This is a genomic window from Rhodococcus sp. KRD175 (assembly GCF_017168275.1).
GTDB lineage: Bacteria > Actinomycetota > Actinomycetes > Mycobacteriales > Mycobacteriaceae > Rhodococcoides > Rhodococcoides fascians.
The window spans coordinates 86681-111181 of record NZ_JABFAQ010000012.1; the positions used below are offsets into that span (position 1 = coordinate 86681).

A 24501-nucleotide genomic window follows, 5' to 3' on the forward strand; every position below is an offset into this window, starting at 1 on the left:
CTCACTGGATGTTGACGTCGACACTGGCCGGGAGGTCGATGCGCATGAGCGCGTCCACCGTCTTCGGTGTCGGGTCGAGGATGTCAATGAGCCGCTTGTGAGTACGCATCTCGAAGTGTTCGCGCGAGTCCTTGTACTTGTGCGGCGAACGGATGACGCAGTACACGTTCTTTTCTGTCGGCAACGGCACCGGTCCGACGACGCGGGCACCCGTACGGGTGACCGTTTCGACGATCTTGCGCGCTGACGCGTCGATCGCCTCATGGTCGTAGGCCTTGAGCCTGATGCGGATCTTTTGTCCCGCCACGCTTAGTGTCCTTTTCTTGCCGCTTGGTCGTAGAACGGGCCGTTCGGCCTGCTCCACCTCGTCTGCACAGTCCCCGAGCCGGGGGAATCCCTCCGACTCGAACTGCCTTCGTGCACACACGACAGTGAAAAACGTTGACGACCAGGCGTGACCTGTATCCGTTGCCGCTCTTCATCTGTCATGGTTCTCCGGTCCACGCGGTCGGGCGTGTCGCGATTCCGCTCATTCTTCTGCGCTGAAACTTTCGCTTCAACCATCCGAGGGAGGGAACCCACACCGATCGAGCTGGTGGTCCGGACGCGCTCACGTGGAGCGCTGGTCTCATGTTCTGCTCAGCCGATCTCTCGATCGACTCACCTGGTTCAGGCCGCACGCAAGCGCGTCCCGTGTCCAGGCAACCCGACCAGTATGCCGCAGTATGCGCGACAGATCAACTCGGGGTCGATCCATACGCTCCGCACGACCTTACTCAGCAGTAAGGTAAGCCCATGAACACAGTCGCAACCACCACCGGGGCCACGTATCGAGCCTGGTCGAAGCTCCCGAACAACACTATCGGATCCACCGTGTTCTCCATCGGCATGTGTCTACGTGTGCCCTACTTCGCGTCCGTGCTGCCGCGGGTGGTTGCGCTGGAACCGGGGCGCTGCGAGGTCACGGCCCCGAAATGGCTGGGGATCCGCAACCACCTCGGCACGTTCCACGCGATCGCCGCGTGCAACCTCGCCGAGGTTGCGATGGGGATGCTCGCCGAGGCCACCGTTCCGACGTCGCACCGCTGGATCCCCAAGTCGATGACCGTCCAGTACCTGACGAAGGCGACCACGTCGCTGCGCGCGGTGGCAGAAGTGGAGACCATTCCCGACTTCGCGACCGTCACCGACGGATGCGAGATCGTCGTGCCGGTTGCCATCCGTGACACCGCGGGCGTCGAGGTGGTGCACGCCGACATCACGATCTGGGTATCTGCAGCCTCTCGTTGACATACTCGACCGATGGACACGGTGACGCGGTCGGAGCAGCAGAACTCGGTAGTGGTGGTCGGGGGCTCCGGAGCCGTCGGCCGGCTACTGGTCGACCTCCTGCGCAGCGACGGCGTGCAGGTCACCGTCGTCGACGCTCGAGCCGCTTCGACATCGGTCGACGCCGCGACGCTCGTCGGCGACATCACCGCACCCGACCACCGCGTCACAGCTGCATTGTCGACTGCGTCGACGATCGTGCTCGCTGTGCCCGAGTCCGTGGCACTGTCGGCCGATCTGAGCGCGGTACGCCCCGACGCACTGCTGGTGGAGACGTTGTCGGTCAAGTCCGGCTACTCGCAGTACGCCGGCCGCGGCGGACACCTCGGCCCGACGCTGGGCATAAACCCGATGTTCGCACCGTCCCTGGGCATGAACGGACGCCCCGTTGCCGTCGTCGTGCACCGACCCGGCACCTCGGCCGACGCGTTCGTCGACAGACTGCAGCACTGGGGTGGCCGGACCGTTCTCCTCGACGCCGAGCGTCACGACCGACTCGCTGCGGCGACCCAAGCGCTCACCCACGCCAGTGTTCTCGCGTTCGGGCTCGCCCTGGCCGAGCTCGATCTGCCGTTCGCCGACATCGACGCCGTCGCTCCTCCCCCACACACGACGATGCTCTCCGTCCTCGCACGCATCACCGGTGGGGAGCCCGAGGTGTACTGGGACGTTCAGGCAGGTAACCCACACGCCGCGGAGGCGCGGGCGGCGCTGCGCCGCGCGACGCAACTGCTCGGCGAGACCGTCGAATCCGGCTCGGAGTCCGAGTTCGCCGAACTGATGAACCGAGCAGGCAGCGCCCTCGGCAGCTCCGCCGATCGCTATCGATCCGTCTGTGCCGAGTTGTTCGGTATCGTTCGAGGTTCCGGCGACAATTCGTGATCGCCGGTCCGGACGCGGAGGCGGGGCACACGATGTTGGAACAGCCGACCTTGCCGGAGCACGACCCCCACGATGTCGTCGAGAGCGCGGTCGTAGCGCGGTTGGCGAAAAACTGGTCGCAGCGTGCCACCGTCAAGAAGCCCGAACCCCAGTTGGACGATTTGTTCGACACGACCAAGCGAGATTTTCCCGACGCCTTGATCCCGTTCGGAGAACACGACACATTCCTCGGTGCCGAACCGGAACAGCAGGATCGGCTGCGCGCCTGGGGCTGGATCGCGTTCAACAAGAACGTGATGGATGTCGAGCAGCACGTCGTTCACCCGGGGTTTTCGCTGCTCGCCCAGGATGTGTTCGAGACCGGGATGGGCGACACCCTTGCGGTCGCGGTGACTCAGGCCATGGTGGACGAGCAGTACCACACGCTGATGCACCTCAACGCCAGTGCGGCGACCCGTCGCGGTCGCGGTTGGGCGTTGTCCGAACGATCCCTGCCGTTCAGTTCCACCGTCCGTCGCCAGCGGACCGCTCAGGCGAAGAGCGACGACCCGTGGTCTGCGGCGATCAGCTCGCTCGCCTTCATGACGGTCGCAGAGATCTCCATCACGTCCTACCTCGATCTGATCGAGGACGACGACGTCATTCAGCCGATCAATCGGGCGACGGTCAAGCTCCACAATCGCGACGAGTACTGCCACGCATCGATTGCCGACGACATGGCGGCGATCGTCTTCGACAGGCTCGGATCCAACGATCGACAGAAGTTTCTCGACGGTCTCGTCGACGGCATGGATGCGTTCTCGAGCAGCGACTTCTCGACGTGGGCGCGCATTCTCGAACTCGAAGGTGTCCGCGGAGCCGAGGCCATGATCGCCGACGTCGAGGCCGACAAGAGCCGTCGAGCGCTGGTTCAGGACTACAGCGGACTGCGATCCCTGTGCCGAAAGCTGGACGTCGAGGACAGTATCGATATCGATTGGGGCTGACGGCAGAACATCTGCGACTGCAATCCACAGGTAACATTTCCCGGCAGTTCCCGTATCAAGTAGTGGCCCTCCCCTCCACGGGCCCCGGCACCCCTGCGGTGCGGGCGGGGGAGCGAAAGCAGGCGGCGGCGGAAGGATGCAGAACTGAGCCGAGCCGGCACCGCACAGGAAATCGGTGATCGGATCCGCCGAAGCGAGGGCGGGGGTGGTGACCATGGCTGCCGCAGCGATCGCGCTTCCGATGCCGATTCTGACCAGCAGGTTCTTCGTCTTCATGTTGCTCCAATTCGAGGGGGTGCGATGGAGCTTCCTCGCCGGATCCTTGAACTGTCAACGAAGTCATTCGCGCGACCGACAGCCGTGCTGAGCAGGGCGGCACCGTAATGCGCAGGGTCGACGCGTTTGGAAACCGTCACGAGGGCGTATTTACGAACGTATGAGCGAAAACGAGCAGGTCAACCAGAACCCCGAGAAGGATCCGGACGACTGGGTCACCGGCGACGAGCCGATGACCGGTCCGCAGAAGAGCTACCTGAGCACCCTCGCTCAGGAAGCAGGGGAGGAAGTTCCCGACGGCCTGAACAAGGCGCAGGCGTCGGAAATGATCGACAAGTTGCAGGGCGAAACCGGCCGCGGTTGAGCCTGCTCCGTCAGAAGTCCACTCGATGTGACATCGACCCCCGAAAAGTCCACCGAATGTCACATTGAGTGCCTTCCGAAGCACCTCCCGGTGGCAGCATCCGACCAGGTAGACCGTTATTTCTTCGGTACATGTAACAAAGGATTACGCAGACTTTTGTACCCGGGATTTCGCGGCTACTGTGAGCGGACCCACAGCCCTCGGCGTGTCTGCGTCGCGGTGGGTACGTTGTGGAACGGATGTTGTTTGTGTTGCGCCCGCGAGGGTGCGCCTGGGGAGGATGGCAGATCAGATGCACCGTCGTGTGTTGGCAGTAGCGGGGGCTGCGCTGGCTGTGTCCTTGCTGTCGTCGGGTATCGCCGGAGCGCAGCCGCTTCCGGGTACCGGCAGTGCCGATGGTGGCGGGGCAGCACCTGGCATACAGGCGCAGTCGTTGCCGACGGCAGCGGCTCGTATCGATCGAGTCGACATGTTGACTCCGCGTCGTGCGGCCGTGTGGGTCGATTCGCCGGCGATGGGTCGGGCGATCCAGGTGCAGGTTCTTCTTCCAGCCGCGCAGGCCGTGTCCCGTCCGACGCTCTACATGCTCGACGGCGTCAGTGCCGGCAAGGAATCCGATTACAAGGAAAGCACTTGGACGCAGAAGACCGACATCGTCGATTTCTTCGCGGACAAGCAGGTCAATGTCGTGTTGCCGGTCGGCGGATCGAGTAGCTACTACACCGACTGGAATGTGCCCGACCCCGTCCTGGGCGTCAACAAGTGGGAGACGTTCCTGACGGCGGAGTTGCCGCCGCTGATCGATGCGCGGTTCTCCGGTAACGGCACCAATGCCATCGGCGGTGTGTCGATGGGTGCCCAGGCCGCGATGGATCTGATCACGCGCCACCCCGATCTCTACACCGGAGTAGCCGGTTTGAGCGGTTGCTACGACAACTCGCAGAACAACCTCAAGGACGCCGTGCGCGCCACGGTCGCCACCAACGGCGGCAACGCCACCAACATGTGGGGCGAGAACGCCGACGCGAAGTGGATCGAACACGATCCGTCACGCAACGCAGAAGCCTTGCGCGGCAAGGACGTCTACGTGTCCGTCGGCACCGGCCTACCCGGCCCGTACGAGCTGGGCCCCGGCGGCGGTGGTGTGCAGGAGGCTGCGATGGGCGGACCGCTCGAAGCTGCAGCGCTGTACTGCACCACGCTCTTCGACACACGCCTACGCTCGATCGACATACCGGCCACCTTCACCTACCGCCCGTACGGCATTCATCAGTGGCCGTACTGGCAGGACGATCTCCGTGAATCCTGGCCGACGCTCGAGCGCGCGCTAGGACTGTAGAGCGAACTTCAGAAACGCGTCGTTCTCGTGCGGGTCGCCGATGGTGACCCGCACTCCGTCGTTTCCGTAGGAACGCAACAGCACGCCCTGTTCGGCTGCGCCCGAGGCGAATTCACCCGAACGCTCGCCCAGCGGCAGCCAGATGAAATTGGACTGGGATACGCCCACGTCGTAGCCACCCGAGACCAGGGCGTCGCGTACTCGATCACGTTCGGCGATCAGCGCACCGGTCCGGGCCAGTAATTCAGCCGAGGCTTCGAGCGACGCGAGAGCCGCCTGCTGAGCGATCGTGCTGACGGCGAACGCAATTCGAACCTTCGACAGTGCCGTGATCACCTCGGGATCGGCCACGGCGTAGCCCACCCGCAGACCCGCGAGGCCGTACGCCTTCGAGAACGTCCGCAGCACGATCACGTTGCGCCGACCGCGAGCGATCTCCACCCCATTGGTGTGATTGCCTGCCGCGTCGGGCCGGGTGTACTCGAAGTAGGCCTCGTCGAGGACGACGAGGACGTTCGGCGGTACCGCGTCGAGAAAGGCCACGAGCTTGTCGCGCTGAACGACGGTTCCGCTCGGGTTGTTCGGGTTGCAGACGAAGATCAGTCGGGTGCGCTCGGTGATGGCGTCGAGCATCGCGTCGAGATCGTGCACGTGGTCCGACGTCAGCGGCACCTGAACGGGCGTCGCTCCCGTCACCCGGACGATGATCGGATAGGCCTCGAACGAGCGCCACGCGAAGATGACTTCGTCACCGGGGCCACAGGTGATCTGAACGACCTCCTGGCACAATGCGACCGAGCCGTTTCCGGCGGCCACGTTCTCCGGGGGCACTCCCAGCTTTTTCGCCAACGACTCGACGAGCGCCGTCGCGCGGATGTCGGGGTAGCGATTGACTCCGCCGGCCGCTTCCGCGATCGCCTCACGGACACTCGGCAGAGGGCCCTGTGTCGTTTCGTTACTTGCCAGCTTGATCGCACCGGGAAAGCTGCGGCCGGGTACGTAAGCGGGGATGGCGTCGAGGTCGGGGCGGATGTGCACGGTCACGCCCGTCATTATGCGCCGACCCTGTCGGCAGTCGACTTCTGCCTGTCCGCGTCAAAGCTGTGCAGGACGGCCGGAATCGTCCTATCTTCGTACAGTATGTCGGGAACTTTCAGCGACTTCGCAGTCCTTCGGTCCGCCCCCGCGCCCACAGTCGGCGCGGACGACGAGGTGGATACGGCCGCATCGAAACCCGTCTCGCAGGAGAAAGTGCCGTTGACGGCCGTCGAGCCCGATGGGTCCCCGCGCGGCGGGATCGTCGTGTTGCACGAGGCCAGGGAGATACCCGAGTCGCTGAAAGATCTCCTGCGCGCCCTCGCGTTGGAAGGGTGGCTGGCGGTAGCGCCGGACCTGTTCCATCGAGGACACGGCGACGACAAGGAAGTGTTCGGCGACGACCTCTTCGCCGATTTCGACGCCACCTCCGACTGGCTCGTCCAGCGCGGGGTGTACTCCGATTGCATCGGCGTCATCGGATTCGATGATGCCGGAACGGCCGCGTTGATCGTGGCCACCAGCCGTCCGGTCGGAGCAGCGGTCAGTGTCGCCGCAGCAGGGATCGTGGAGCCGCTCAATTCGGACGCCATCGCATTGGTCGACGCCGCGCCGAAGCTGCAGGCGCCGTGGCTCGGCCTCTATGGCGAGAACGACCCCCACACCCCACCCGAACACATCGAAGCCCTTCGCGATGCCGCCACGCGCGCCTCAGTGGCCACGAACGTCGTCAGCTACTCCGGTGTGGAGCATCGCGCCGATCATCCTCGGGAACAGCCGGGCAGCAGCGACGACACCGACCCCGCCGAGGCCGCTCTCGTCGATGCGCAGACGCGCATCTTCGACTGGTTCGACAGCTTCATGCGTTGACGAGCAACAAGCATCTTTTACGCGAACGCCGCGCGAACCTGGGGCGTCGACCAGCCGTTTTGCCTTCTGGCCCCAGCCGTGTGTAATCTCTTTCCTCGGCGGTCCGAGAGGGCCGGCAGCCTAGGAGGCGTGCCAGAGCGGCCGAATGGGAGTCACTGCTAATGACTTGACCCTTCACCGGGTCCGGAGGTTCAAATCCTCTCGCCTCCGCCACGCTGATCCGCAAGGGTCGGCACGTCGGTTCCTCGGAACCGACACAACTGAACATGCGCCCGTAGCTCAACGGATAGAGCACTTGACTACGGATCAAGAGGTTAGGGGTTCGAATCCCTTCGGGCGCACAGCGAACATCCCCCCACCAGCAGAGATGCAGGTGGGGGGATGTTCTCGTTACAGGGCTAACCGGCTCTACAACACGAATCGACACGAATCGGATTGAGGCTATCGGGGCGGCACTTTAGAGTTGAGGACAGTTCTAGACACGCGACCATCTCGAAGTCAACCCGCAGGCATACGGATATGTCCAGCGTAATTTTGGTGGGTTAGAAAATAGATCAAAAAAAGATAATCCCAGCTAGATGGCTCTTTTCTCTACTTCGGCAGGTTACTTAGGAGATACGGACTACGTCGCGTGTCTAGCCCAGAACGGTACGTAGCGCATGTGCTTGCGTCCAGCGTTCGGGTCGTACTGGGTTATCAACCCGGCGTCAAGAGTCTCCCGGATGTACGTCGATGCGGCGGAGGACTCCTTGTCGGTGAGACCGAACCGCTCGCGAACTGTGGTGTTCGTAACTTGCTCACCACTTACTGACTTTAAGCAGCTATGCAGGTAGACGGCCCGGATTCTGTCCTCTTTGTCCATATCGCTGGTCTTCTTGTGGCTGAATAAGGTAACGGTGGTGTGACCTTCGGTAACGAGGATGAGTGGTGCCGGGAGCTGGTGGAACTCGATTTCAAAAGCAATACGGTCCCAACCGCTTCCTCTTTCCTCGCAGATGTTGCAACGGCGCATCATGTAGGCCAGCTTTTCGTTTCGCGAACGAGGCGGGGCGTCTACAAACCGTGAGGGGTCGACCAAGGGTGCGCCCGGGTTGGTGATGACCATCCGATCATCAAAAATCTCAATGAGAGGACCAGTCCCACCTACCGAGAAATCTTGGTGTATGAGGGCGTTGGCCACGATCTCGCGGATTGCAGTCTGCGGAAACATACTCACTTCGGTTCGCAGCGCCTTACCGATAATCTCGTTCGCTGGCAGCAGGTTGTCGATGTAGTCGACCATCCCGGTGAAACCCGCCGCGTAGCCTCGCGTCCCCTCATGCTCGCGCTCGGCGGTCAACTTGTTCTTGCCCTTGTACTTGATGACTCGCGCCGCCTTGCGGGCAATCGACGGATAGTCGCTCAGTTGCATACCGAACAGCAGTGCCCCCATGTTCGTGATGCTGACCCGCCCATTTGGCTCTCGATCAAAAATCTTGTCCGACAGAAGCGCGTCGACCACAACGTCCCGCTCGGCCGGAACTGCAATTCCTTGGAGCTTGTAGTAAGAGGCGTGGTCTACATGCTCCAACGCCTCGTCCTCAGTCAAACCACTGAGGGCCGCTCGGTGCTCGAACGGGACAACGTCTAGGTTGCGATAGAGCTGCTTGGCTTCTACAGGATGGGCATTCAGCTTCTTCTTATGGCTACCGATGCGGATGAAGGCTGTGCCTTGGAACATGACCGGGGAGTGTGCGGCAGCCCCGATTTCAAGCACGACCGTGCGCTTCCCTTCCGCTTCTCCGTGGTGGTAAACAAGTCCAGGGTCGGGGCTGAGAGACCCGACCACCCATGGTTGGAAGGACTGGTTGCCCTTCTTGAGGGTCGTTTCGTCGAATGTGGTTCCAACGAGACTGTGCGTGCCATCCTCTACACCCCAGACTAGGTACGCCCTGGCCTCGCCATGCAGGGCCGCCGCGTTCGCCAACGCCGAGATGTATTCACCGATCTCCTGCGCATCGCTCAGGTTTTGCTTGAACTCAAGCCACTCGCTCTCGGCTGGTTGCTCGACGAGGCGGTTCACCAGCTCTTCAAACTCGGCGCGGCCTTCAGGGAGGGGAGACACGCTGTAATTCTACGGCGCACCAGCGCTTGGACCGCGGTCACTGATCCGGGAGCACGCCGAGGAATTTGGCCAATCAAACTGGACGGCCGGTGGCGCAGGCCTGTCTCACGGTTTGAAGTGGTATCTCCGACTCCGCGGTGCCAACCCGATATAGCCCGCCAAGCCGACAACACGGATAGTCCACTCGATCGACACGCTGTCAGGTAAGGTCCCCGCACGAAGAAGCCCGGCCTGATTCCAGCAGGCCGGGCTTCATTCCCAAGTGCGGACGCCCCTACTTGCGGCCCTTTCGCACAAGGTTGCGAGCAGCCGCATCATTCAGCTTGGCACCCGTCTGCTTCTCGTACTGACGCTTCACATCCGCCATCGCAGCCGACTCGCTGCCGCCCGAAGGCACCTTTACCTCGGCCGTCAACCGCTTCTCCAAGTCCCGCATTGCCTTCGCATTCACTGTGACCTTCGGTGCCATACGAAACCACCTTTCGTAGCCGGGCCGACCCATCGTCGACCACCAGTTCGATACAACACCCGAATGTCGACAAAACAGGCACAAACTCTCGGCGTGTCGCGATCATGAGGTTGGGTTTCGGGGCTTCTTCGTCGAGTATCCGAGCTGCGGCCGGCTCGGCATCTGGTCTGTCTAGAACTCGATGCCGAATTCTCGGATTTTTCGGTAGATCGTGGCCCGTGACATTCCGAGGGCATCGGCGGCGGCCTGCTTGTTGCCTCCGTTTTCCTCGAGGCTGCGGACTATCGCGTCTCGGTTCATTGCCTCTATCGGGGTGAGGGTTCTGCGGCTCACCGCCCGGACGGACGGTGGCAGCTTGTCTGCCTCGACGACCCCTGAACGTTGACTCTGCACGACCTCCTGGAGCACGTCGCGGAGCTGTCCGACATTGCCGGGCCAGCTGTATTTGGTCAGCTGACGGACCGCAGCCGCCGACAGTGACAGCTCCTGACCGCGACTGACTTGGCGCAGTAGGTAGGGAATCAATTTGTGGAGGTCTTCGATGCGGTGTCGAAGGGCGGGTACGTGCACGGTGTGGCCGAAGAAGGGAAGTATCAGTGCCTCGCTTCCGGCGCTCTGCGTACCGGTTCCGATGGTGGCTCCCATCCATCCGGCGTGTTCGCGCCCTTGAATCAGGCTCGCGATCTCTTGCTGGACAGAGTTCGGAACCAGGTCGAGGTCGCGAATGATGACGCTGAATTCGTCCTGTTCGATCTCGGTTTCGAGCGCCCGCATCCCGGCGTCCCCGTCGGCGAGTTCGGCTGCGGTGACGAAGTGTGTGCGACTGGAAATATGCTGTTGCGCCGCAGCTTTGAGGACCGCGAATCGGCCAGAGCCGGATTCGCCTGCCACCACGGCCCATTCGTGCCTGCGAACGCACTGCGACACGTCTCGGGTCGCGCGCCTCCACGATGCGCTGTCTCCCACGATGCCGGGCAGCGACCTGATGCCCTCGATGGCTATCGCCGCCGGACCGGCTGTGTCGTTGAGGTAGGCGTGGTACACCGCCACACCGTGTCGAGGTGCAAGGGCGTCGTCGTGGAACGGCGACAACCTGACGGTCTGCCCACCGGGCAGGGTCAGCAGATACTTGCTGTTGTCGGTGTGGACGCTCAGATCGACTGCGTGCTCGAGCAAGGCGGCTTGGTCTTGCGGGGTGAGGGCATTGCGTAGCTTGCGATTGAGCAGGACGATGTCGTCGCCGAGTGCCAGAACTCCGACCTGTTGGGATCGCCGGCACGCTTTGAGATAGGTGTTGAGCAGAGCGGTCTGCTCCTGACTCGATTGGGACAGCAGTCGACCTTCGATCTGTGCCGTCGCCGATTGCGCAAGTGTCACCAGGAGTGGAGCTCCGTCGTCGATCCACCCGGTCACGTCGAGAACTCCGACGACGAGTCCGGATATGGGATGAACGATGGGGACGCCGGCGCACACCAACCCGCCCAAGCTCTCGACGTAGTGTTCGGCTCCGTAGACCAGAGTCGGTTTGCGAGTCTCGAGCGCTGTGCCGATGCCGTTGGTTCCGGCATATTCTTCCGAGTAGCTGAAGCCCGGTGCGAGATTGACGTTGTCCAAATTGTCCAGCAGTGGCTTGCTACCGGCCACGCGGTCCAACACCACACCGTCGGCCGAGGTGAGGATCACCGAAATCGGCTCGTCCACCAAACCTGTTGCGAGCTGGCGAAGTACGGGTGCTGCGGCGACGACGAGAGGGCTGTCCAAGTCGGGTTCGCGAACGAAGGGCAGGTGCAGAATGTCGGGTTGGATGTTCAGTGCGCGCGATCGTTCCCACGAGAACGAGATCTGGTCTCGGACCGCGTCGTCGAACTCGTTCTCTACGAAGAACTTGTCACGCGCTCTCGAGAGATCGCGTGCGCCCTGTCTTGCCAAAGCCGCCACCTACCCACAACAATCGAGGAAACTCAATTACCGCCTGCGCGTGAATGATTCGGCGTAGGTGTTCTGCGGGGGTCGAGTCTACCCGTCGGAAAGCGTGGCGTCTGCGGTTTTTGGGACTCGGCTGCGACAGGTACCTCGGGACCGATGTGAATGCCGGTCAGAACTCGCAGCACGACTCGAAGGTCGTGATCGGTCAGCTCGCGTCGCGGCTTCGATGAGGACATCGTAGTTGGCTCCTTGGTGCGGCTCGGGGATCGGCGTCCTCACTGCGATGCCGACCCCCGAGTAGCGCGAAACTCGTTGGGATTCAGTAGATGTTCGAGGGGCGGACCATTCCTTCGGCGAGATCGCCGAATCCGGGGGCCATGATCGCGCCCGGGTTGCCGAATACCTCTTCCACCACTGCGGTTTCGGTGGTGATCAGCAGCGCTGCAATGGAAGCTGCACTTTCGAGCGCCGCACGCGTCACTTTGAAGGGATCGATCACTCCGTCGTCGAACATGTCTCCGTATTCGCCGGTGAGCGCATTGAAGCCATGGCCCAGTGGCAGTCCGGACACGATCTCCACGACGTCGTCGCCTTCGTAGCCGGCGTTGATGGCGATCCATCGAAGTGGTTCGGTGAGCGCTTTGCGGACCACTTCGGCACCGATCGCCTGGTCTCCGGTCAGCTCCAACTCGCCGAGGGCGCGATGGGACTGCGCCAACGCGGTACCCCCGCCGGAGACGATCCCGGATTCCAGAGCTGCTCGAGACGCTGCCAGGGCGTCCTCGACACGCAGCATGCGTTCCTTGAGCTCGACACTGGTGGCCCCGCCTACCTTGACCACGGCCACCCGGCCGGTCAGTCGTGCGATCCTCTGCTCGAGGCTGTCCCGGTCACCGTCGATCTTGGAGCGCTCGAATTGCGACTCGAGCTGAGCCACGCGCGCGTCGAGCAGCTTGGGATCGCCCCGGCCGCCGACAATGGTGGTCGAGTGCTCGGTGACGGTGATGCGGTCGCACGAGCCCAGTTGGTCGAGCGAGACCTCGAACAGTTCGAGGCCGGTGTCCTTGGCGATGACCTGGCCCCCGAGCGACACGGCGAGGTCCTGGAGTTCTGCGACGCGGCGATGTCCGAAGCCCGGTGCTCGCACCACGACGGACAGCATCGTGTTGTGCATGTTTCCACCGACCAACAGCTGCAGCGCCGGTCCATCGACGTCCTCGGCGATGACCACCAGGGGACGATCTGCTCGCTTCGCGGCTTCGATGCTCGGCATGATGTCCTGGACCTGGTTAATCTTCTTGTTGGTCAACAGAATGACCGGATTTTCGTGGACGGCTTCTGCTCGCTCGTGATCGGTGATCATGTAGCCGGAGATGAACCCGTGATCGAACTCGATGCCGTCGACCACGTCGACCGACATCCCGAGAGTGTCGCTTTCCTCGGTGGTGACGATGCCCGACTTACCCACGTACTCCACGGCTTTGGCCACGCACTGGCCGATGGCGTCGTCGTCGCTGGCCGCCAGTGTCGCGATGCGCTCGAGGTCTGCATTGCCGACCACTTCGACGGCTTGAGCGCGCAAGGAATCGACGACGGCCGAGACGGCGGTCTCGATGCCTCGGCGCAGACGCATCGGGTTGGCACCGGCGTCCACTGCTCGCAGCCCCTCCCGCACCATCGCTTGGGCGAGCACGGTGGCAGTGGTGGTTCCGTCGCCGACCACTCCGTTCGTCTTCATCGCCACCTCTTTGACCAGCTGCGCACCCATGTTCGCAAACGGGTTGCTGAGCTGAATCTCTTTTGCGATGGTGACGCCGTCGTTGGTGATAGTCGGTGGGCCCGTGAGCTTCTCGAGCACGGCGTTGCGCCCCTTCGGGCCCAGAGTCACCTTGACCGCGTCGGCGAGTGCGTTGACGCCTTGCTCCAGTAAAGCGCGCGCCTCAGTGTTGAACCGCAGTTCTTTGGCCATGACGTATTCCCTTCGAGTGGTGTGATGTGCGGTCGGTTCGGTTCACGGGGTCGAGAGCGTGGACTGTCCGGACGAAAGTCGAAGCCCTCTTCGGTCGTCCGGCATCATGGGTTTGCCGCTCTCGTCCACGAAGACGCGACTGTTGGGACAGATGCTCAGCCCGAGCGCGCTCCGCCGTCGCAACAATGCTGTGGTGTGTCTTTCGCCCCTGATATCGCGGAGTGTCAGGGAACGAACACGATCGGTACCTTCTCCGGTGCGCGCCAGATGCTCCTCGATGGAACGCTCCAGAACCGCGAAGTATGCTTCGAGACAGGCAGTCTCGTCGACCTCTTCGGTGTCCACCGCACCGAAGAGGTCTTGGTCGACGTCGGTTTCGTACATCTTCGAATCTCCCACTCGTGTCGGTTCGGGGCTGCGCATCGATGGCCGGCGCTCGATCGGCCGAAGCGAGGTCAGGGCCGTTCGGCGAGATCGAACCCGATATACTTGGCGGCGTCCTCGGGGCTGGCGAAGAGCATCGTCTTGTCGTCGAGGTGCACCATGCGGCCGTAATGCGTCGAGCTGATCTCCTCGAAGACCGACCCGTCGAATTCCTGGCCGAGTGCATCGGTCAGCTCGTCGTAGTCGAACGAGAGGAGTTTGGTGCCGTCGACGCGGATCATCGAGGGATACTCGGTGAGCTCGACGCCGTCCTTGTCACCCATCACCTCGGCAACCACACGTCCGACCGGCGTGTTCATCAGCGTCACGCCGCACTTGTTGGAGAACTCCGTGTCCGATCCGAAATGCATGGTCATAGTGCCAACTCCTGCGGGATGTCGAGGCCGAGTGATTCGAGCAGAACGGTGAATTTGGCGATCGCCGCGTCCAAGCTGGTCGCGAACGTCACGGCCTTGTCCGCGGGCTGCGACCAGATGGGTTGCAATGCGCGTGCGGCGGCGAGGCATCTCGGTACCCACAGCGCCATCCATTCGCCGAACAGTGCGCGATTGGCTTCGCCGTGTTCTGGATCGTGTGTGAGCAGCTGGAACAGCGTCCGGGTGTAGTTGAGGTCGCGGTCGTAGTCGTGCTCGCCGGTACCGACGATGGTCGGGGTGATGTAGTCGCCGTTGCGGGCAGAAATCTGCATCACCAGTTCGGTGCGGAACAGGGAGCCGACGAGCTGCTCGAAAACGATGTTGGTTGCGAAGAGCAATTCGCACCAATCCGGTACAGCCGTCAGCTGTTCCACGACCTCACGTGTCGGTTGCCACTCGGGTGCGCTCTTCCACACCTCCATGTGGGCCGAACCGTCGAAGGAGACATCGGCCTCGGACAGATCGAGATTGAACAATGCGAGGTCCTGTGCGAACCGCATCTTGTGGGCGGCGTTCACCGCAACGGCCGTGTTGATCATGTTCGTCGGCCCCGAACGCTGAATGGACGTGAACACATGCAGTGCCAGTCCATTTTCCGCGTGCATCCACGCCCCGATGTTCCGCTCGATGAACTTCAGCCACGGGGTGTTCCAGCCGGCGTAGGCACGGGCCCGCTTGGCGTTGCTCAGACACAGCTCGACTTGATGCACGACCGCGGAGTTGTTGCGGAAGATCGTCTGGTCCCATTCTTCGTTGGGATCCAGAAATTGGTGCCAGTTCGAGGATTTCGCGACCGTCCACTCCTGTGGGTAACCGCCCGGGCCGTCGCCGAAGCCGTAGATCCACCCTTGCGTGAGGTGCCGATCCGGGTCCGGCTGAACGTCGACGGTCACGTCCTCGTACATCGTGGCCCGACGTTTGGCCGGTGTGTAGTAGCTGTACGTACGGCTTCTCGAACTGGGGAACTCCTTGGCTCCGGCCTCGGAATCGGTGAATTCGATTGTGGGGAAGCTGCGTTGCTTCGGCTCCGTCGTGGCAGTCGAGTCTGTGGTGGCAGTCATGTCTGGCCTCTCGGTTGAGGTAGGGGCTGGTGTTCGTGATGCGCGTGCCCGGTCTCGGCGGTGAACTAGTCGAAGGCAGGGCTGGTGAACTTGTCGAAGAAGATCTGGTCCGTCGGCGTTCCGCACACGTCGAGGAGGTCCAACGCAGCGTCGACCATCGGGGGAGGTCCGCACAGGTAGACCTCGGCTTTGGCGATGTCGGGCTCGAGGCGACGTACGACGTCGGTGACGTTTCCTTCTTCGATCGACAAGGATCCCGATGATGCGACTCCCGCTGCGTCGGATACGCACGCCACGAAGGTGAAGTCGACCAAACCTGCACCGAGGGCAATGATCTCGTCGACGTAGAACAGGTCGGCCGGGGTTCTCGCGCCGTAGTAGAAGTGCACGGGACGGGTGTTGCCGGACTCGCTCATGTGCCGGACCAGCGACAGGACGGGCGCCATGCCGGCACCACCGCCGATGCAGACCACCGGCAGGACGTGACCGTCCTTGAGGGTCGAGGAGCCGTACGGGCCGGTCAGGGAAATGCTGTCGCCGACCGAAATTCCGTCGTCCAGCAAGGCTGCGAATACGCCGCCCGGATATTTCTTGATGAGGAATTCGACCTGGTTCGGCGTAGACGGTGTCGACGCCATGGAGAAGGATCTGAACTCGTCGGTGCCGGGGATCTGCAGATCGGCGTATTGGCCGGGTTTGAACTCGAACACCTCGGGCTCGATCGGTTCGAGGCGTAGGGCCACGATGTCGGCGGTGACCGACTCGACCGAGACTACGCGGGTGGTGACGTTCTGAATCGGAATTCCACCGAGTAGTTCGTCTTCGTCGAAATTGAGCAGCTCGATGGTGCAATCGCTGTAAGCCTTTGTGCGACAGAGTAGTACGAAACCCTCGTCCTGTTCTGCCTCGTTGCACGCGAAAGTGGAGTGGCCCTCCATCTGAATGTCTCCGTCGAGAACGAACGACTTGCACGCTGAGCAACGTCCTTCGCGACAGCCGTGCATCAGGTGGATTCCTTGTCGGAAGGCCGCGTCGAGAATGTGTTCGTCCTCTCGGACCTCCATCTCGATGTCGACCGGGTCGAACGTGATTCGGTGTGTGTCGGCCACGAGGGGTTCTCCTGAATCGAAAGAAAGTGATCGTGCTGGATGCGGTGGGCAGCGCCCGTGATCGGCCGCTGCCCACCGAGTCTGTGATCAGGCAGGCATGGTCGCGCCGGCTCGGTACGCGGCGATGTGTGCGTTCCGCTCCGATTCGGTCATCTGGTTCAGCAACACGTTCGGGCTCTGGAAGGTGTTCCCGCGGACATCGTCGAGTGTCCACATCTTCTTCGGATCCAGATCGAGATGTGGCTGACCGACGAGGGTCTTGCCGTCGTCGCGGACGTAGCCGAGATCGGAGACGATGTCGGCGAGATCCTTGCCGTGGTGCAGTGTCTCCCATTCACGGAAACCGGTGAGACGACCCATGTTCGGCGTCTCCTTGCCCTCGTACTCGCCGCGGAAGGCAACTGCGTCGGTCCAGTAGCACGTCTCCGAACAGTAAGTGCGCCACTGGTTGTCGACCTTCTCGACCACCATGTCCTCGCGGATGAGGGCCGGCACCATGCACGTCCAGCAGCGGTGCGGGTACTGGTAGCCGACGTCCTCGAATGCGATCGGCTTGTTGATCCCCGGGTACGCGAGCCGGTTGTACTCCTCCCACCACTTGCCGTACTTGCTGTACCAGCCGGGGTACTTGTGCTCGAACCACTCGAAGTCCGTGTCGGTCATGGTGTCGATGCGCCAGTAGTTGACCGGCCAACCGGTGGCGAAGAATCGCGCGACCTCGTGCACGTAGCCCTTGTTCGTGATCCGGTTCCACGCTTCTTCGACCAAGTCGTGGGGGATCGTCAGGCCGTACTTCTCGAGCGGGATCAGGTAGCTGCGGTAGTAGTCGTCGTAGATCCACCGCTGCCACATCTCGGCGTAGCTTTCGCGGTCCTTGCGTCGATCCTTGGTGCCGTACTCGATGAAGGTGCCGATGGCCGCGTCGACGACGCAGTGGTTGTTCCACCAGGCGTAACGCAGATCGCGTTCCAGGAGAGGACGATTCCGCTCGTCGGCGAGGGCCATGAGCAGAATCGAGTACCCGTTCGAGATGTGCCGTGATTCGTCGGACTGCACCGAGTGGAACACCGTCGGCAACAGGTAGTCGCCGTTGGCGGCGGCCTCGTCCGGCATGGCCACGAACAAGGTGTTGGTGAACGCCGTCTCCGCCACCACCGTCAGATAGATGTTTGCCGCCGTGATGGCATCACCGGTGATGAAGCCCTCGCCGAACTGCCTGCCGATAGTGCCCGCGTAGTTGTTCGCGAACGCTTTCTCGGTCATATCGAAGCCGGCCGGGTCGATGTAGTTGTTCATGTACAGCTTCTTGAGATTCATCTGAATCGTCGAGTGACGCACCTCGTCGATCATCTGAACGGCAAGGCCGTTGTGGATCTCGGGGTTCGGCACGGCGTCGATCGCCATCGGCATCGCACGGGCCGCCGAAATCTCGGGGAACGGAATGATCGAGAGGAACAACTTCTGCCACTCGAGCCAGCGTTGCTGGACCTGGCGGAACATGTTGCCGCGAATGGCACCGTCCATCGCGCCGTACACGCGGTTGTCCTTCTCCTCCTCCATGGGGAAGTAGGACCGCATGATCTGCTTGAGTGGGTCCTTCTTGGGTGCTTTCTCGAACGTGTAGTCCGTGCCGAAGCGAGTAGCAGGGGTAGCGAACGTGGGTTCCCACGTCAGCTCCGAAATCTTCGCGTGTGCCTTGGTAAGGCTTTGCCTACTCAATGTGCGCCTCCTGGATGCGAGGTCGGCAGGGGTTGTCGACCTTCTCGGGAAGATGTGCACATGATTGAACACCGTGATCTACGTCTCATCCGTCTCAGTTTGAGATTTGTGGCACTCAATGTGCGGCCTGGTAGACGGCGTGCAGATCGGTCGAAAGCACACCCGTTTAAAACAAACCGGACGTAAGGTGTGCTTGTCTCGCCATGGAGGGCACGTGAGCGATCTGCGGTCACGGTTGCTGGCGACAGTCGGTGTTGTCGCCGTCGCTGCGAGTCTGGTGTCCAACCTCTACAACGTCGAGAATCTCGTGCCGCGGGAGTGGGCACTCGACCCCCGCTTCGGTCTGTGGCCGAACATCGTGCTGACTGCAGCCGTGTTCGTGGTCGGAGCAGTGGGGTCAGCATTTGCCGAACGGTCCAGGCGGTAAAGGCTGCGACGCAGAGTGACCCGGGCGATGGGGGTCGTCGTCGGCGGTGGACACTGGCAGGATGGCAAGCCCAGGTGACCCGAAGTCGGTGTGGACGACAGTCTCGGTGATCGTCGGCACCGTGGCCGCAGGCGTCGTAGTCGCCGGTCTTCTCCACGATCCGCAACCCGACGCCGTGTCGATACCCGGCTGTGCGGAGGTCGTCCAGCCCGAGGACATGCAGAGAATCAATTACGCCTTTGTCGGACCGGATTCCGCCCCGGTGGGGTTCGACGCAGCAGCAAAGTCGGCCGCTTTGGTTGGAGCCCTCCCCGCCGGGACCACGGTAGAACCCGATGCCATGTTCCCACCGCTGACATTCGACTTCCAGGCCTCTGCGTATGGGCGAATCTCGCTGGGCGGAGCCGTGGGTGACCTGAACGTGAGGCTGTCGACATCCGACCAATCCGCCGGTCCATGTTTGGCCGGCTACGTCGATGAGCGTCGGACGCTGAGTGACGGCACCGTCGTCGATCTGAGATCATCCGCAAGGGGCAGTCGCGTAGAGGTATACGGGACCGACGGCAGCATCGTCGATGTATCCGCCGACCCTGTGTTGACGGTCCAGCAAGTGACCGACATCGCGATGACGCCCGGCCTTCGCTGGAATCCCTAGGCCCCCTTGGCCGCCGTACCTCGCACGCCGGTGTCGGCACTGCCCCAACAAGTCCGACCCTGCCGCAATGTCTGCGACGGGGTTGGGCACATTCGCGTGTATCTACGCGCGGGCGACCAGCTTTCCTGCGATTCCCGACAAGATTTCGGTCGGCCTCTGCTGCTCACCCTGCTGAGCACCCAGCACCACGAGGGTTCCGGTCAGGACCGGCAATGCCCACTGGAGGTACTTCAATTGTTTCTGTGCTGCGGCGGCCTCGCGTGGGGTGCCCGCTGATGGCTCGGTTGCCGAATCGATCGAATGGCCCTGAGCCTTGGTCGTTTTCGCGCCGAGAATACCGCTGTACGCGGTTGCGGCCAGGGCGGCCCCGGTGACGGCGATCTTGATGTTGGTGTTGGCGGTGACACCCTGCTGATGGCGAGCACGACCGCGGTTGGCCATGAGTATGCCTGCGCCGCCGATGAGATGTGCACCGATGGCCGCAGCGTTGACCGGAGCCCACTTCGCCCACCCTGCTGCGGCAACCTGTGCGCGATCACGCGGATCCTGCACCGCAGTGGCAGCACCGTTCACGCCGACGGCACCCATGAGCGAACCGCCGAACCAGGCGGCGGCACCGAGATCGTGTAGCGAACGGATGACGGTATTTCTGTTGGACATCTGCGGATCCTTCGGTTGTGTGCGCTGCTCGATCGCGAAAGCCGCGACATACGAGAGGTTTTGGCGGCCGCATGAACGGCTCCTTGTCTGTCGGTTACCCGCGTGAGCGGTTTCCACACCTGGGCCCCACGCCGACTCGAACCGGAACGCCACGGATGCGCCCTCGCTCCTCGGCGTCGACGGCGCTCGTTTGATTCGATCCGGACCGGCGACAGAGAACGTCCCACCCGAGTGAACGAAACACATCGGCAAGCCTCTGCCGATGTGTTTCGTTCTCGAACCCCGTCAGGCGTTCAGAGCAGGGAGCCGACCAGGCCTCCGTCCAGAACGAGGCTGCTCCCCGTGCACCACGACGACTGTTGCGATGCGAAGAATGCGACAGCTGCTGCTACTTCCTCCGGTGTGCCGTAGCGCCCTTGTTTCTGGGCGATGAGGGTGTCGAACCCTCCTTCCGGTAGCCCGAGAGCTGCCTCGAATTCGGGGGCTGCCTTGGTGACCAGGGCGGTATCGATGAACCCCGGCAGCACAGCGTTGACTCGAACACCCTGCGCTCTGAACTCCGTTGCGGCGGTTTCGGTCAAATTTCTCACCGCGGCCTTGCTGGCGGCGTAGGGCGCGAGCAGCGCCGAACCTGCCGTCGCGGTGATCGAGCTGATGGTGACGATGGAGCCGCCGCCGGATGCTGCGATCGCGGGTGCGGCATACCGGATGGTCAGGAACACGCCATCGAGGTTGACTGCGGTGGTACGCCGCCAATCGGCGTACGACATCTGTGCAATCGCTCTGACCTCGCCGACACCGGCGTTGGGAATTGCTACGTGCAGGTTGCCGAAGTGTTCGACGGTCTGCTCGACGAGAGAACGAACTCGATCCTCGTCGGTGACGTCTGTCGCGATGGCGATCGCACCGTCGATCGAGGACGCCACCTGGCGTGCGGCGTCGAGATCGATGTCGGAGACGACCACCTGTGCACCGTCGGAGGCCAGTCGCCGCGCGATGGCTGCGCCGAGGCCTGCCCCGGCACCGGTGACGAGTGCGACCTTGCCGTGGAGAGATTCGTCGAATGGCATTGTGTTCGGTCCTTCCGTGGGAAAGCAGTGGTAGTGCCTTCTCGCTGACGACAGAGAAGGCGAAAGGTATTGCTGTGTCGCTGTTTCAGCGCTTCAGCAGGTCATCCAGAGCTCGTCGCGCTGCATTCAGTCCCGCCATGCCGTGTGCACCGGGTCCGGGGGGAGTTGCCGCCGAGCACAGATAGAACCCCGGCGTTCCCGTGCGGTACGGGTCTCGGCCGGGCCGTGGTCCGAGGAGCAATTGTGTCGGTGATGACGTACCGCACAGAATGTCGCCGCCGACGAAATTCGCGTTTCCTTCGGCGAAGCTCTGCGGAGACGTGGTGACTGTCTCCACGATTCGCGAACGCAGGCCCGGTGCGAACTGTTCGATGCGGTCGATCACGACGTCGGTGACATCGTGATCGAGGCCGGCGGGAACATGGGCGTATGCGTACAGCGGTACGACGTCTCCGTCCGCCCGTTGAGGATCTGCGACGAACTGCTGCCCGACGAGGACGAACGGCCGATCGGGCATTCGTCCTGCAGCAACGGCCGCCTCGGCTGCGATGGTGTCCGCGGCGCTACCTCCCACGTGCACAGTGCCGGCCTGCGCGACCCGGGGGTCGGTCCACGGGACTCCACCGCGCACCGCGAGGTCGACCTTGAACGCAGCCGGGCCGTGTCGAAACCTGTTGTAGGAGCGACGTGTACGCGTCGTCAGTTCCTGGCCGAGTACGTCGGCCACCACGGACGGCGTCGTGTCGAAGATCGTGATGTCCGACGGCGGCAGATCGGCTCGCGAGGCAACCCGCGTCGAGGTCTGCACGGTTGCTCCGAGTTCGACGAGCGCGGAGTGCATCGCCAGTGAGATCGCCGCGGTTCCGCCCTCCGCCACCGGCCATCCGTTGTGGTGTCCCGCGGTCAGGATTCCTACCCCGATGGCGGAGGAGAACACTTCGGTCAACGGCCGCATCGCGTGTGCCGCTGCTCCGACGAACAGTGCCCGCGCCTGCGGCGTGGTGAACACCCGTGACAACACCGCAGCGGGCAGAGCAGTCGGCGCACCGAATCTCGCCAGCAGCAGTGGATGTCGGGGCAGGTGGACGACCGGTCCGAGTAGATCTGCGGACAGTCTGTCGTACGACGACGACGGTTGCCCGAACAGTGCCTTCCATCGTTTGCCGTCCGCACCCAGGCCCACAGCAGTCTCGTTTACCGATCGATGGAGCAGCGCTGCCGCGTCGTCGAGAAGCGGATGTGCACAATCGATCTCGGGCCACCGCCACGTCAGTCCGTGTTGCTCGAGACCGGCGAGGGCAGGTGAACCCACCGCCATCGGATGAAAACCGGCACAGTGATCGACGAGCAGATCGACGGTGGTGAAAGGCCGGTGGCTACGGGTGCCGCCGCCGATCTCGCTCTCCGCTTCCAGCACGGTGACGTGTATGCCGTCGCGTGCCAGAGCAAGTGCAGCGGCAAGCCCGTTCGGGCCGCTGCCCACTATCGTCGCGGATCGCGTCATGATGTCGATTCTCCAGCACCGGCCGTCGCTGACGACGCCTCTGGTGCCGAGTGTCGAGCGGTTGTCGAGTCTGCGCGACGCCGCCACGTCACCGACATGGGGATGGGGCCGTCGGGTAGCCACGGCTGGGCGGACACCGCGTCGTCGACGTTCCACGTACCGGTTTCGATCACGCCGAGGGCGGCATCGATGAGCTTGTACGACTGCGTCTTTCGATGGATGGGCTGCGATTCGACCCAGGCCACCACGAACTCGCCCGGCTCGAAGTTGCAGCGTCGCTGAATCGCTGCGATGAGGGAGGCGTCGTGCAGGTGGCCGTCGCCGAAGTTGAAGCCGAGAATCGAGTTGCAGGCGAATTCGCCTTCACGCACCGTCCATCGATCGATGTCGGGAACGTTGCGGATCAGAAGCGAGAACAATCCGCGACCCTGACTGTGCATCGAGCGCCATGCGATGGTCTGTTGCATCGTGATCTCGGCGACGGCAGGCGGGTAACCCATGGCTTCGAGCTGTCGTACCTGATTGCGGGTGGGGCGCACGATCTGATCGAGCTTGTCCTCGGCACCCGGTGCGAACGCCCACAGACCGGAGGCCCAGTTGCCCGCGTACTGGCGCATCGAGGGCGTGAAGGCCACGAGGTCCGGTCGTAGGTTGCCCAGAACCGGGAAGAAGAACAAGCACACCAGCGCTGTCGCCACGAACCACGGGGAGGCGTCGAAGATCGAGAATCCCTGTCCTGCAGGATGTCCGACGAAGAGGAACACCGCTGCGTAGGCGAACAACAGATTCCACTCCAGCGGCACCGCCAGCGGGAACGTCGAGATGATGAACAGGTGGAATGCCACCATGAGAAGTGCTCCGACGAGTGCGACGGTCGTGTTGGTGGTGAGTAGCAACACGACCGGTACTGCGATCTCGACGGTGGTGCCCAATACGTGCGCGATCAACTTGGCCGTTGCCGAGGGGCGAATGTCGTCCGGGAAATTCCGGTAGTGCTTGCGCCTGGCCCAGCGCGTGGGAATGCAGGGGCTGTTCGAGACCATGGGCGGAACGACGTTGGCGAAATGTGCACCGAATTTCGAGATGCCGGCCCCGACCCACACCGAGAAGATGAGCAGCTTCAGTCCGACGACGAGGTCCACGATGGCGTTGTCACCGAGAATTCCCACGAGACCGAACAGGACTATCGCCGGACCGTACTGCTCGGCGCGGGCAGCGATGAAGATCGTCTTGTCACGAAGGCCCACAACGATGGTGAGCAATACCGGCGCGATCGCCCAGCGTGGATCGACGAGGTTGCCGATGCCCTCGGGCAGGATCGAGGCAAATGCACCGGGCGGTGTTCCGGGCGCGATGACGGGGACGAACAGACTCGCCAGGAGCGCGAGATACAGCACGACGTCCAGCGGCGTCCTGGTGTCACCCGAGGTGAACGGCACCTTGCCCGGCCACGGAGGCATCCGAACGGTCCCCGGTTTCGCCCAGAACAGGATTCCGCCTGTCATCGGCTTGAACTTGCCTGCGATCGGTCCCCATGACCCCGCGAGTCCGACGGTTTCGAGCAGCATCGTCCAGTAGACCAACTTCTGGTAGACGATCATGTCGTCCCACCACGAGCCGACGTCCCACGGCATCCCGACGCCGGAAGTCAATGTCGCCAGAGTCAGGCCGATCCCGATGTAGAGCACCAGGAGCTTGACGACGTAGGTGGTGGGGATGACCTTCGGCGAGCCGAAGCCGTAGTCGACCCAATGCAGTGCAAGGGTTTTCACTCGTTCCAGTAGAGGCCGGTCGAGGAAGGTTTCGAGGTCGACAGGTGGAAACTGTCCGTTCTTGAATCCCATGAGTGAGCTTTCTGTAGCGAGCGCTGAGGATGAAGGAGCAGGA

Annotated in this window: 23 protein-coding genes and 2 tRNA genes; 10 read left to right on the forward strand and 15 right to left on the reverse strand. The window is 62.7% G+C overall.

Features of this window, described 5'->3' with window-relative positions; genetic code table 11:
- Window position 1 precedes the first annotated feature (1 nt).
- Window positions 2-307 carry a 30S ribosomal protein S10 gene (gene rpsJ / locus J1M81_RS18425; RefSeq protein ID WP_003938093.1) on the reverse strand — a complete coding sequence of 102 codons (306 nt, stop codon included), beginning with the start codon at window positions 305-307 and terminating at the stop codon, window positions 2-4.
- Window positions 308-795: 488 nt separating this feature from the next.
- Here rpsJ and J1M81_RS18430 point away from each other — a divergent pair, with 488 nt between their 5' ends.
- From J1M81_RS18430 to J1M81_RS18450, 5 genes are all read left to right on the forward strand, one after another.
- A complete protein-coding gene (locus tag J1M81_RS18430) occupies window positions 796-1290 on the forward strand; it encodes a hotdog fold domain-containing protein (RefSeq protein WP_206498542.1) in 495 nt (164 codons plus the stop codon).
- Window positions 1291-1302: 12 nt separating this feature from the next.
- A complete protein-coding gene (locus tag J1M81_RS18435) occupies window positions 1303-2211 on the forward strand; it encodes a prephenate dehydrogenase dimerization domain-containing protein (RefSeq protein ID WP_032365638.1) in 909 nt (302 codons plus the stop codon).
- A gap of 32 nt (window positions 2212-2243) precedes the next feature.
- A complete protein-coding gene (locus J1M81_RS18440; protein WP_027496306.1) occupies window positions 2244-3197 on the forward strand; it encodes a diiron oxygenase in 954 nt (317 codons plus the stop codon).
- A 436-nt stretch (window positions 3198-3633) separates the two neighbouring features.
- Complete coding sequence (locus J1M81_RS18445) at window positions 3634-3837, forward strand: DUF3072 domain-containing protein (protein WP_032368910.1); 204 nt, start codon at window positions 3634-3636, stop codon at window positions 3835-3837.
- Between the two features lie 292 nt (window positions 3838-4129).
- Complete coding sequence (locus J1M81_RS18450) at window positions 4130-5176, forward strand: alpha/beta hydrolase family protein (RefSeq protein WP_027494765.1); 1047 nt, start codon at window positions 4130-4132, stop codon at window positions 5174-5176.
- Here the strand turns inward: J1M81_RS18450 and hisC are convergent.
- A complete protein-coding gene (gene hisC, locus J1M81_RS18455) occupies window positions 5165-6220 on the reverse strand; it encodes a histidinol-phosphate transaminase (protein WP_206498543.1) in 1056 nt (351 codons plus the stop codon). The two genes, J1M81_RS18450 and hisC, sit on opposite strands and share 12 nt — an antisense overlap.
- A 96-nt stretch (window positions 6221-6316) precedes the next feature.
- Here hisC and J1M81_RS18460 point away from each other — a divergent pair, with 96 nt between their 5' ends.
- The 3 genes from J1M81_RS18460 (at window position 6317) to J1M81_RS18470 (ending at window position 7422) form a co-directional block, all read left to right on the forward strand.
- Window positions 6317-7081, forward strand: coding sequence for a dienelactone hydrolase family protein (locus J1M81_RS18460; protein WP_027494763.1), 765 nt, complete (start codon window positions 6317-6319; stop codon window positions 7079-7081).
- A gap of 123 nt (window positions 7082-7204) precedes the next feature.
- Window positions 7205-7294: transfer RNA gene (locus tag J1M81_RS18465), tRNA-Ser, on the forward strand.
- Between the two features lie 55 nt (window positions 7295-7349).
- Window positions 7350-7422, forward strand: a tRNA-Arg gene (locus J1M81_RS18470).
- 281 nt (window positions 7423-7703) lie between these two features.
- On the opposite strand, the gene J1M81_RS18475 is transcribed toward J1M81_RS18470, so the two are convergent.
- The 9 genes from J1M81_RS18475 to J1M81_RS18515 all read right to left on the reverse strand — a co-directional run bounded on the left by J1M81_RS18475 (window position 7704) and on the right by J1M81_RS18515 (window position 18298).
- A complete protein-coding gene (locus tag J1M81_RS18475; protein ID WP_206498544.1) occupies window positions 7704-9185 on the reverse strand; it encodes an ATP-binding protein in 1482 nt (493 codons plus the stop codon).
- Window positions 9186-9459: 274 nt separating this feature from the next.
- On the reverse strand, window positions 9460-9654 hold the full coding sequence (locus J1M81_RS18480) for a hypothetical protein (protein ID WP_206498545.1): 195 nt from the start codon (window positions 9652-9654) through the stop codon (window positions 9460-9462).
- A gap of 171 nt (window positions 9655-9825) precedes the next feature.
- Window positions 9826-11592, reverse strand: a complete 1767-nt coding sequence (locus J1M81_RS18485; protein ID WP_283348110.1) for a sigma-54-dependent Fis family transcriptional regulator — start codon at window positions 11590-11592, stop codon at window positions 9826-9828.
- 307 nt (window positions 11593-11899) lie between these two features.
- Window positions 11900-13549, reverse strand: coding sequence for a chaperonin GroEL (groL, locus tag J1M81_RS18490; RefSeq protein WP_032407834.1), 1650 nt, complete (start codon window positions 13547-13549; stop codon window positions 11900-11902).
- Between the two features lie 42 nt (window positions 13550-13591).
- Entirely contained in the window at window positions 13592-13933 is a 342-nt protein-coding gene (locus tag J1M81_RS18495) for a hypothetical protein (RefSeq protein WP_145916562.1), read from the reverse strand.
- Window positions 13934-14004: 71 nt separating this feature from the next.
- Window positions 14005-14349: a propane 2-monooxygenase effector subunit MimD gene (mimD, locus tag J1M81_RS18500; protein WP_027494759.1), complete on the reverse strand. Its 345-nt coding sequence runs from the start codon at window positions 14347-14349 to the stop codon at window positions 14005-14007.
- The gene (locus tag J1M81_RS18505) at window positions 14346-15470 is read right to left on the reverse strand and encodes an aromatic/alkene monooxygenase hydroxylase subunit beta (protein WP_167325896.1); all 1125 of its coding nucleotides are present in this window, start codon (window positions 15468-15470) and stop codon (window positions 14346-14348) included. The genes mimD and J1M81_RS18505 overlap by 4 nt, the downstream gene beginning before the upstream one ends.
- Before the next feature lie 65 nt (window positions 15471-15535).
- Window positions 15536-16579, reverse strand: coding sequence for an FAD-binding oxidoreductase (locus J1M81_RS18510; RefSeq protein WP_206498546.1), 1044 nt, complete (start codon window positions 16577-16579; stop codon window positions 15536-15538).
- Window positions 16580-16666: 87 nt separating this feature from the next.
- On the reverse strand, window positions 16667-18298 hold the full coding sequence (locus J1M81_RS18515) for a methane monooxygenase (RefSeq protein WP_027494756.1): 1632 nt from the start codon (window positions 18296-18298) through the stop codon (window positions 16667-16669).
- 214 nt (window positions 18299-18512) lie between these two features.
- On the opposite strand from J1M81_RS18515, the gene J1M81_RS18520 reads away from it, so the two are divergent.
- Both J1M81_RS18520 and J1M81_RS18525 read left to right on the forward strand, forming a co-directional pair.
- Window positions 18513-18725, forward strand: coding sequence for a hypothetical protein (locus J1M81_RS18520; protein ID WP_206498547.1), 213 nt, complete (start codon window positions 18513-18515; stop codon window positions 18723-18725).
- A 61-nt stretch (window positions 18726-18786) separates the two neighbouring features.
- Window positions 18787-19380 (forward strand): hypothetical protein, encoded by a 594-nt coding sequence (locus tag J1M81_RS18525; RefSeq protein ID WP_206498548.1) that lies wholly within the window; start codon window positions 18787-18789, stop codon window positions 19378-19380.
- Window positions 19381-19482: 102 nt separating this feature from the next.
- Here the strand turns inward: J1M81_RS18525 and J1M81_RS18530 are convergent, their stop codons facing one another.
- The 4 genes from J1M81_RS18530 to J1M81_RS18545 all read right to left on the reverse strand — a co-directional run bounded on the left by J1M81_RS18530 (window position 19483) and on the right by J1M81_RS18545 (window position 24458).
- Complete coding sequence (locus J1M81_RS18530; protein ID WP_206498549.1) at window positions 19483-20040, reverse strand: hypothetical protein; 558 nt, start codon at window positions 20038-20040, stop codon at window positions 19483-19485.
- 293 nt (window positions 20041-20333) lie between these two features.
- Window positions 20334-21110: a glucose 1-dehydrogenase gene (locus J1M81_RS18535; protein ID WP_206498550.1), complete on the reverse strand. Its 777-nt coding sequence runs from the start codon at window positions 21108-21110 to the stop codon at window positions 20334-20336.
- 85 nt (window positions 21111-21195) lie between these two features.
- Window positions 21196-22614, reverse strand: coding sequence for an NAD(P)/FAD-dependent oxidoreductase (locus J1M81_RS18540; RefSeq protein ID WP_206498551.1), 1419 nt, complete (start codon window positions 22612-22614; stop codon window positions 21196-21198).
- Window positions 22611-24458 (reverse strand): DUF3556 domain-containing protein, encoded by a 1848-nt coding sequence (locus J1M81_RS18545; RefSeq protein ID WP_206498552.1) that lies wholly within the window; start codon window positions 24456-24458, stop codon window positions 22611-22613. Before J1M81_RS18545 ends, J1M81_RS18540 begins: the two co-directional genes overlap by 4 nt.
- Window positions 24459-24501: the final 43 nt, after the last annotated feature.

Coding starts and splice junctions, on each gene's coding strand:
- J1M81_RS18430 (WP_206498542.1), top strand. CDS start 796: ATGAACACAGTCGCAACCACCACCGGGGCCACGTATCGAGCCTGGTCG.
- J1M81_RS18435 (WP_032365638.1), top strand. CDS start 1,303: ATGGACACGGTGACGCGGTCGGAGCAGCAGAACTCGGTAGTGGTGGTC.
- J1M81_RS18440 (WP_027496306.1), top strand. CDS start 2,244: ATGTTGGAACAGCCGACCTTGCCGGAGCACGACCCCCACGATGTCGTC.
- J1M81_RS18445 (WP_032368910.1), top strand. CDS start 3,634: ATGAGCGAAAACGAGCAGGTCAACCAGAACCCCGAGAAGGATCCGGAC.
- J1M81_RS18450 (WP_027494765.1), top strand. CDS start 4,130: ATGCACCGTCGTGTGTTGGCAGTAGCGGGGGCTGCGCTGGCTGTGTCC.
- J1M81_RS18460 (WP_027494763.1), top strand. CDS start 6,317: ATGTCGGGAACTTTCAGCGACTTCGCAGTCCTTCGGTCCGCCCCCGCG.
- J1M81_RS18480 (WP_206498545.1), bottom strand. CDS start 9,654: ATGGCACCGAAGGTCACAGTGAATGCGAAGGCAATGCGGGACTTGGAG.
- groL (WP_032407834.1), bottom strand. CDS start 13,549: ATGGCCAAAGAACTGCGGTTCAACACTGAGGCGCGCGCTTTACTGGAG.
- J1M81_RS18495 (WP_145916562.1), bottom strand. CDS start 13,933: ATGTACGAAACCGACGTCGACCAAGACCTCTTCGGTGCGGTGGACACC.
- mimD (WP_027494759.1), bottom strand. CDS start 14,349: ATGACCATGCATTTCGGATCGGACACGGAGTTCTCCAACAAGTGCGGC.
- J1M81_RS18505 (WP_167325896.1), bottom strand. CDS start 15,470: ATGACTGCCACCACAGACTCGACTGCCACGACGGAGCCGAAGCAACGC.
- J1M81_RS18525 (WP_206498548.1), top strand. CDS start 18,787: ATGGCAAGCCCAGGTGACCCGAAGTCGGTGTGGACGACAGTCTCGGTG.
- J1M81_RS18530 (WP_206498549.1), bottom strand. CDS start 20,040: ATGTCCAACAGAAATACCGTCATCCGTTCGCTACACGATCTCGGTGCC.
- J1M81_RS18535 (WP_206498550.1), bottom strand. CDS start 21,110: ATGCCATTCGACGAATCTCTCCACGGCAAGGTCGCACTCGTCACCGGT.
- J1M81_RS18540 (WP_206498551.1), bottom strand. CDS start 22,614: ATGACGCGATCCGCGACGATAGTGGGCAGCGGCCCGAACGGGCTTGCC.
- J1M81_RS18545 (WP_206498552.1), bottom strand. CDS start 24,458: ATGGGATTCAAGAACGGACAGTTTCCACCTGTCGACCTCGAAACCTTC.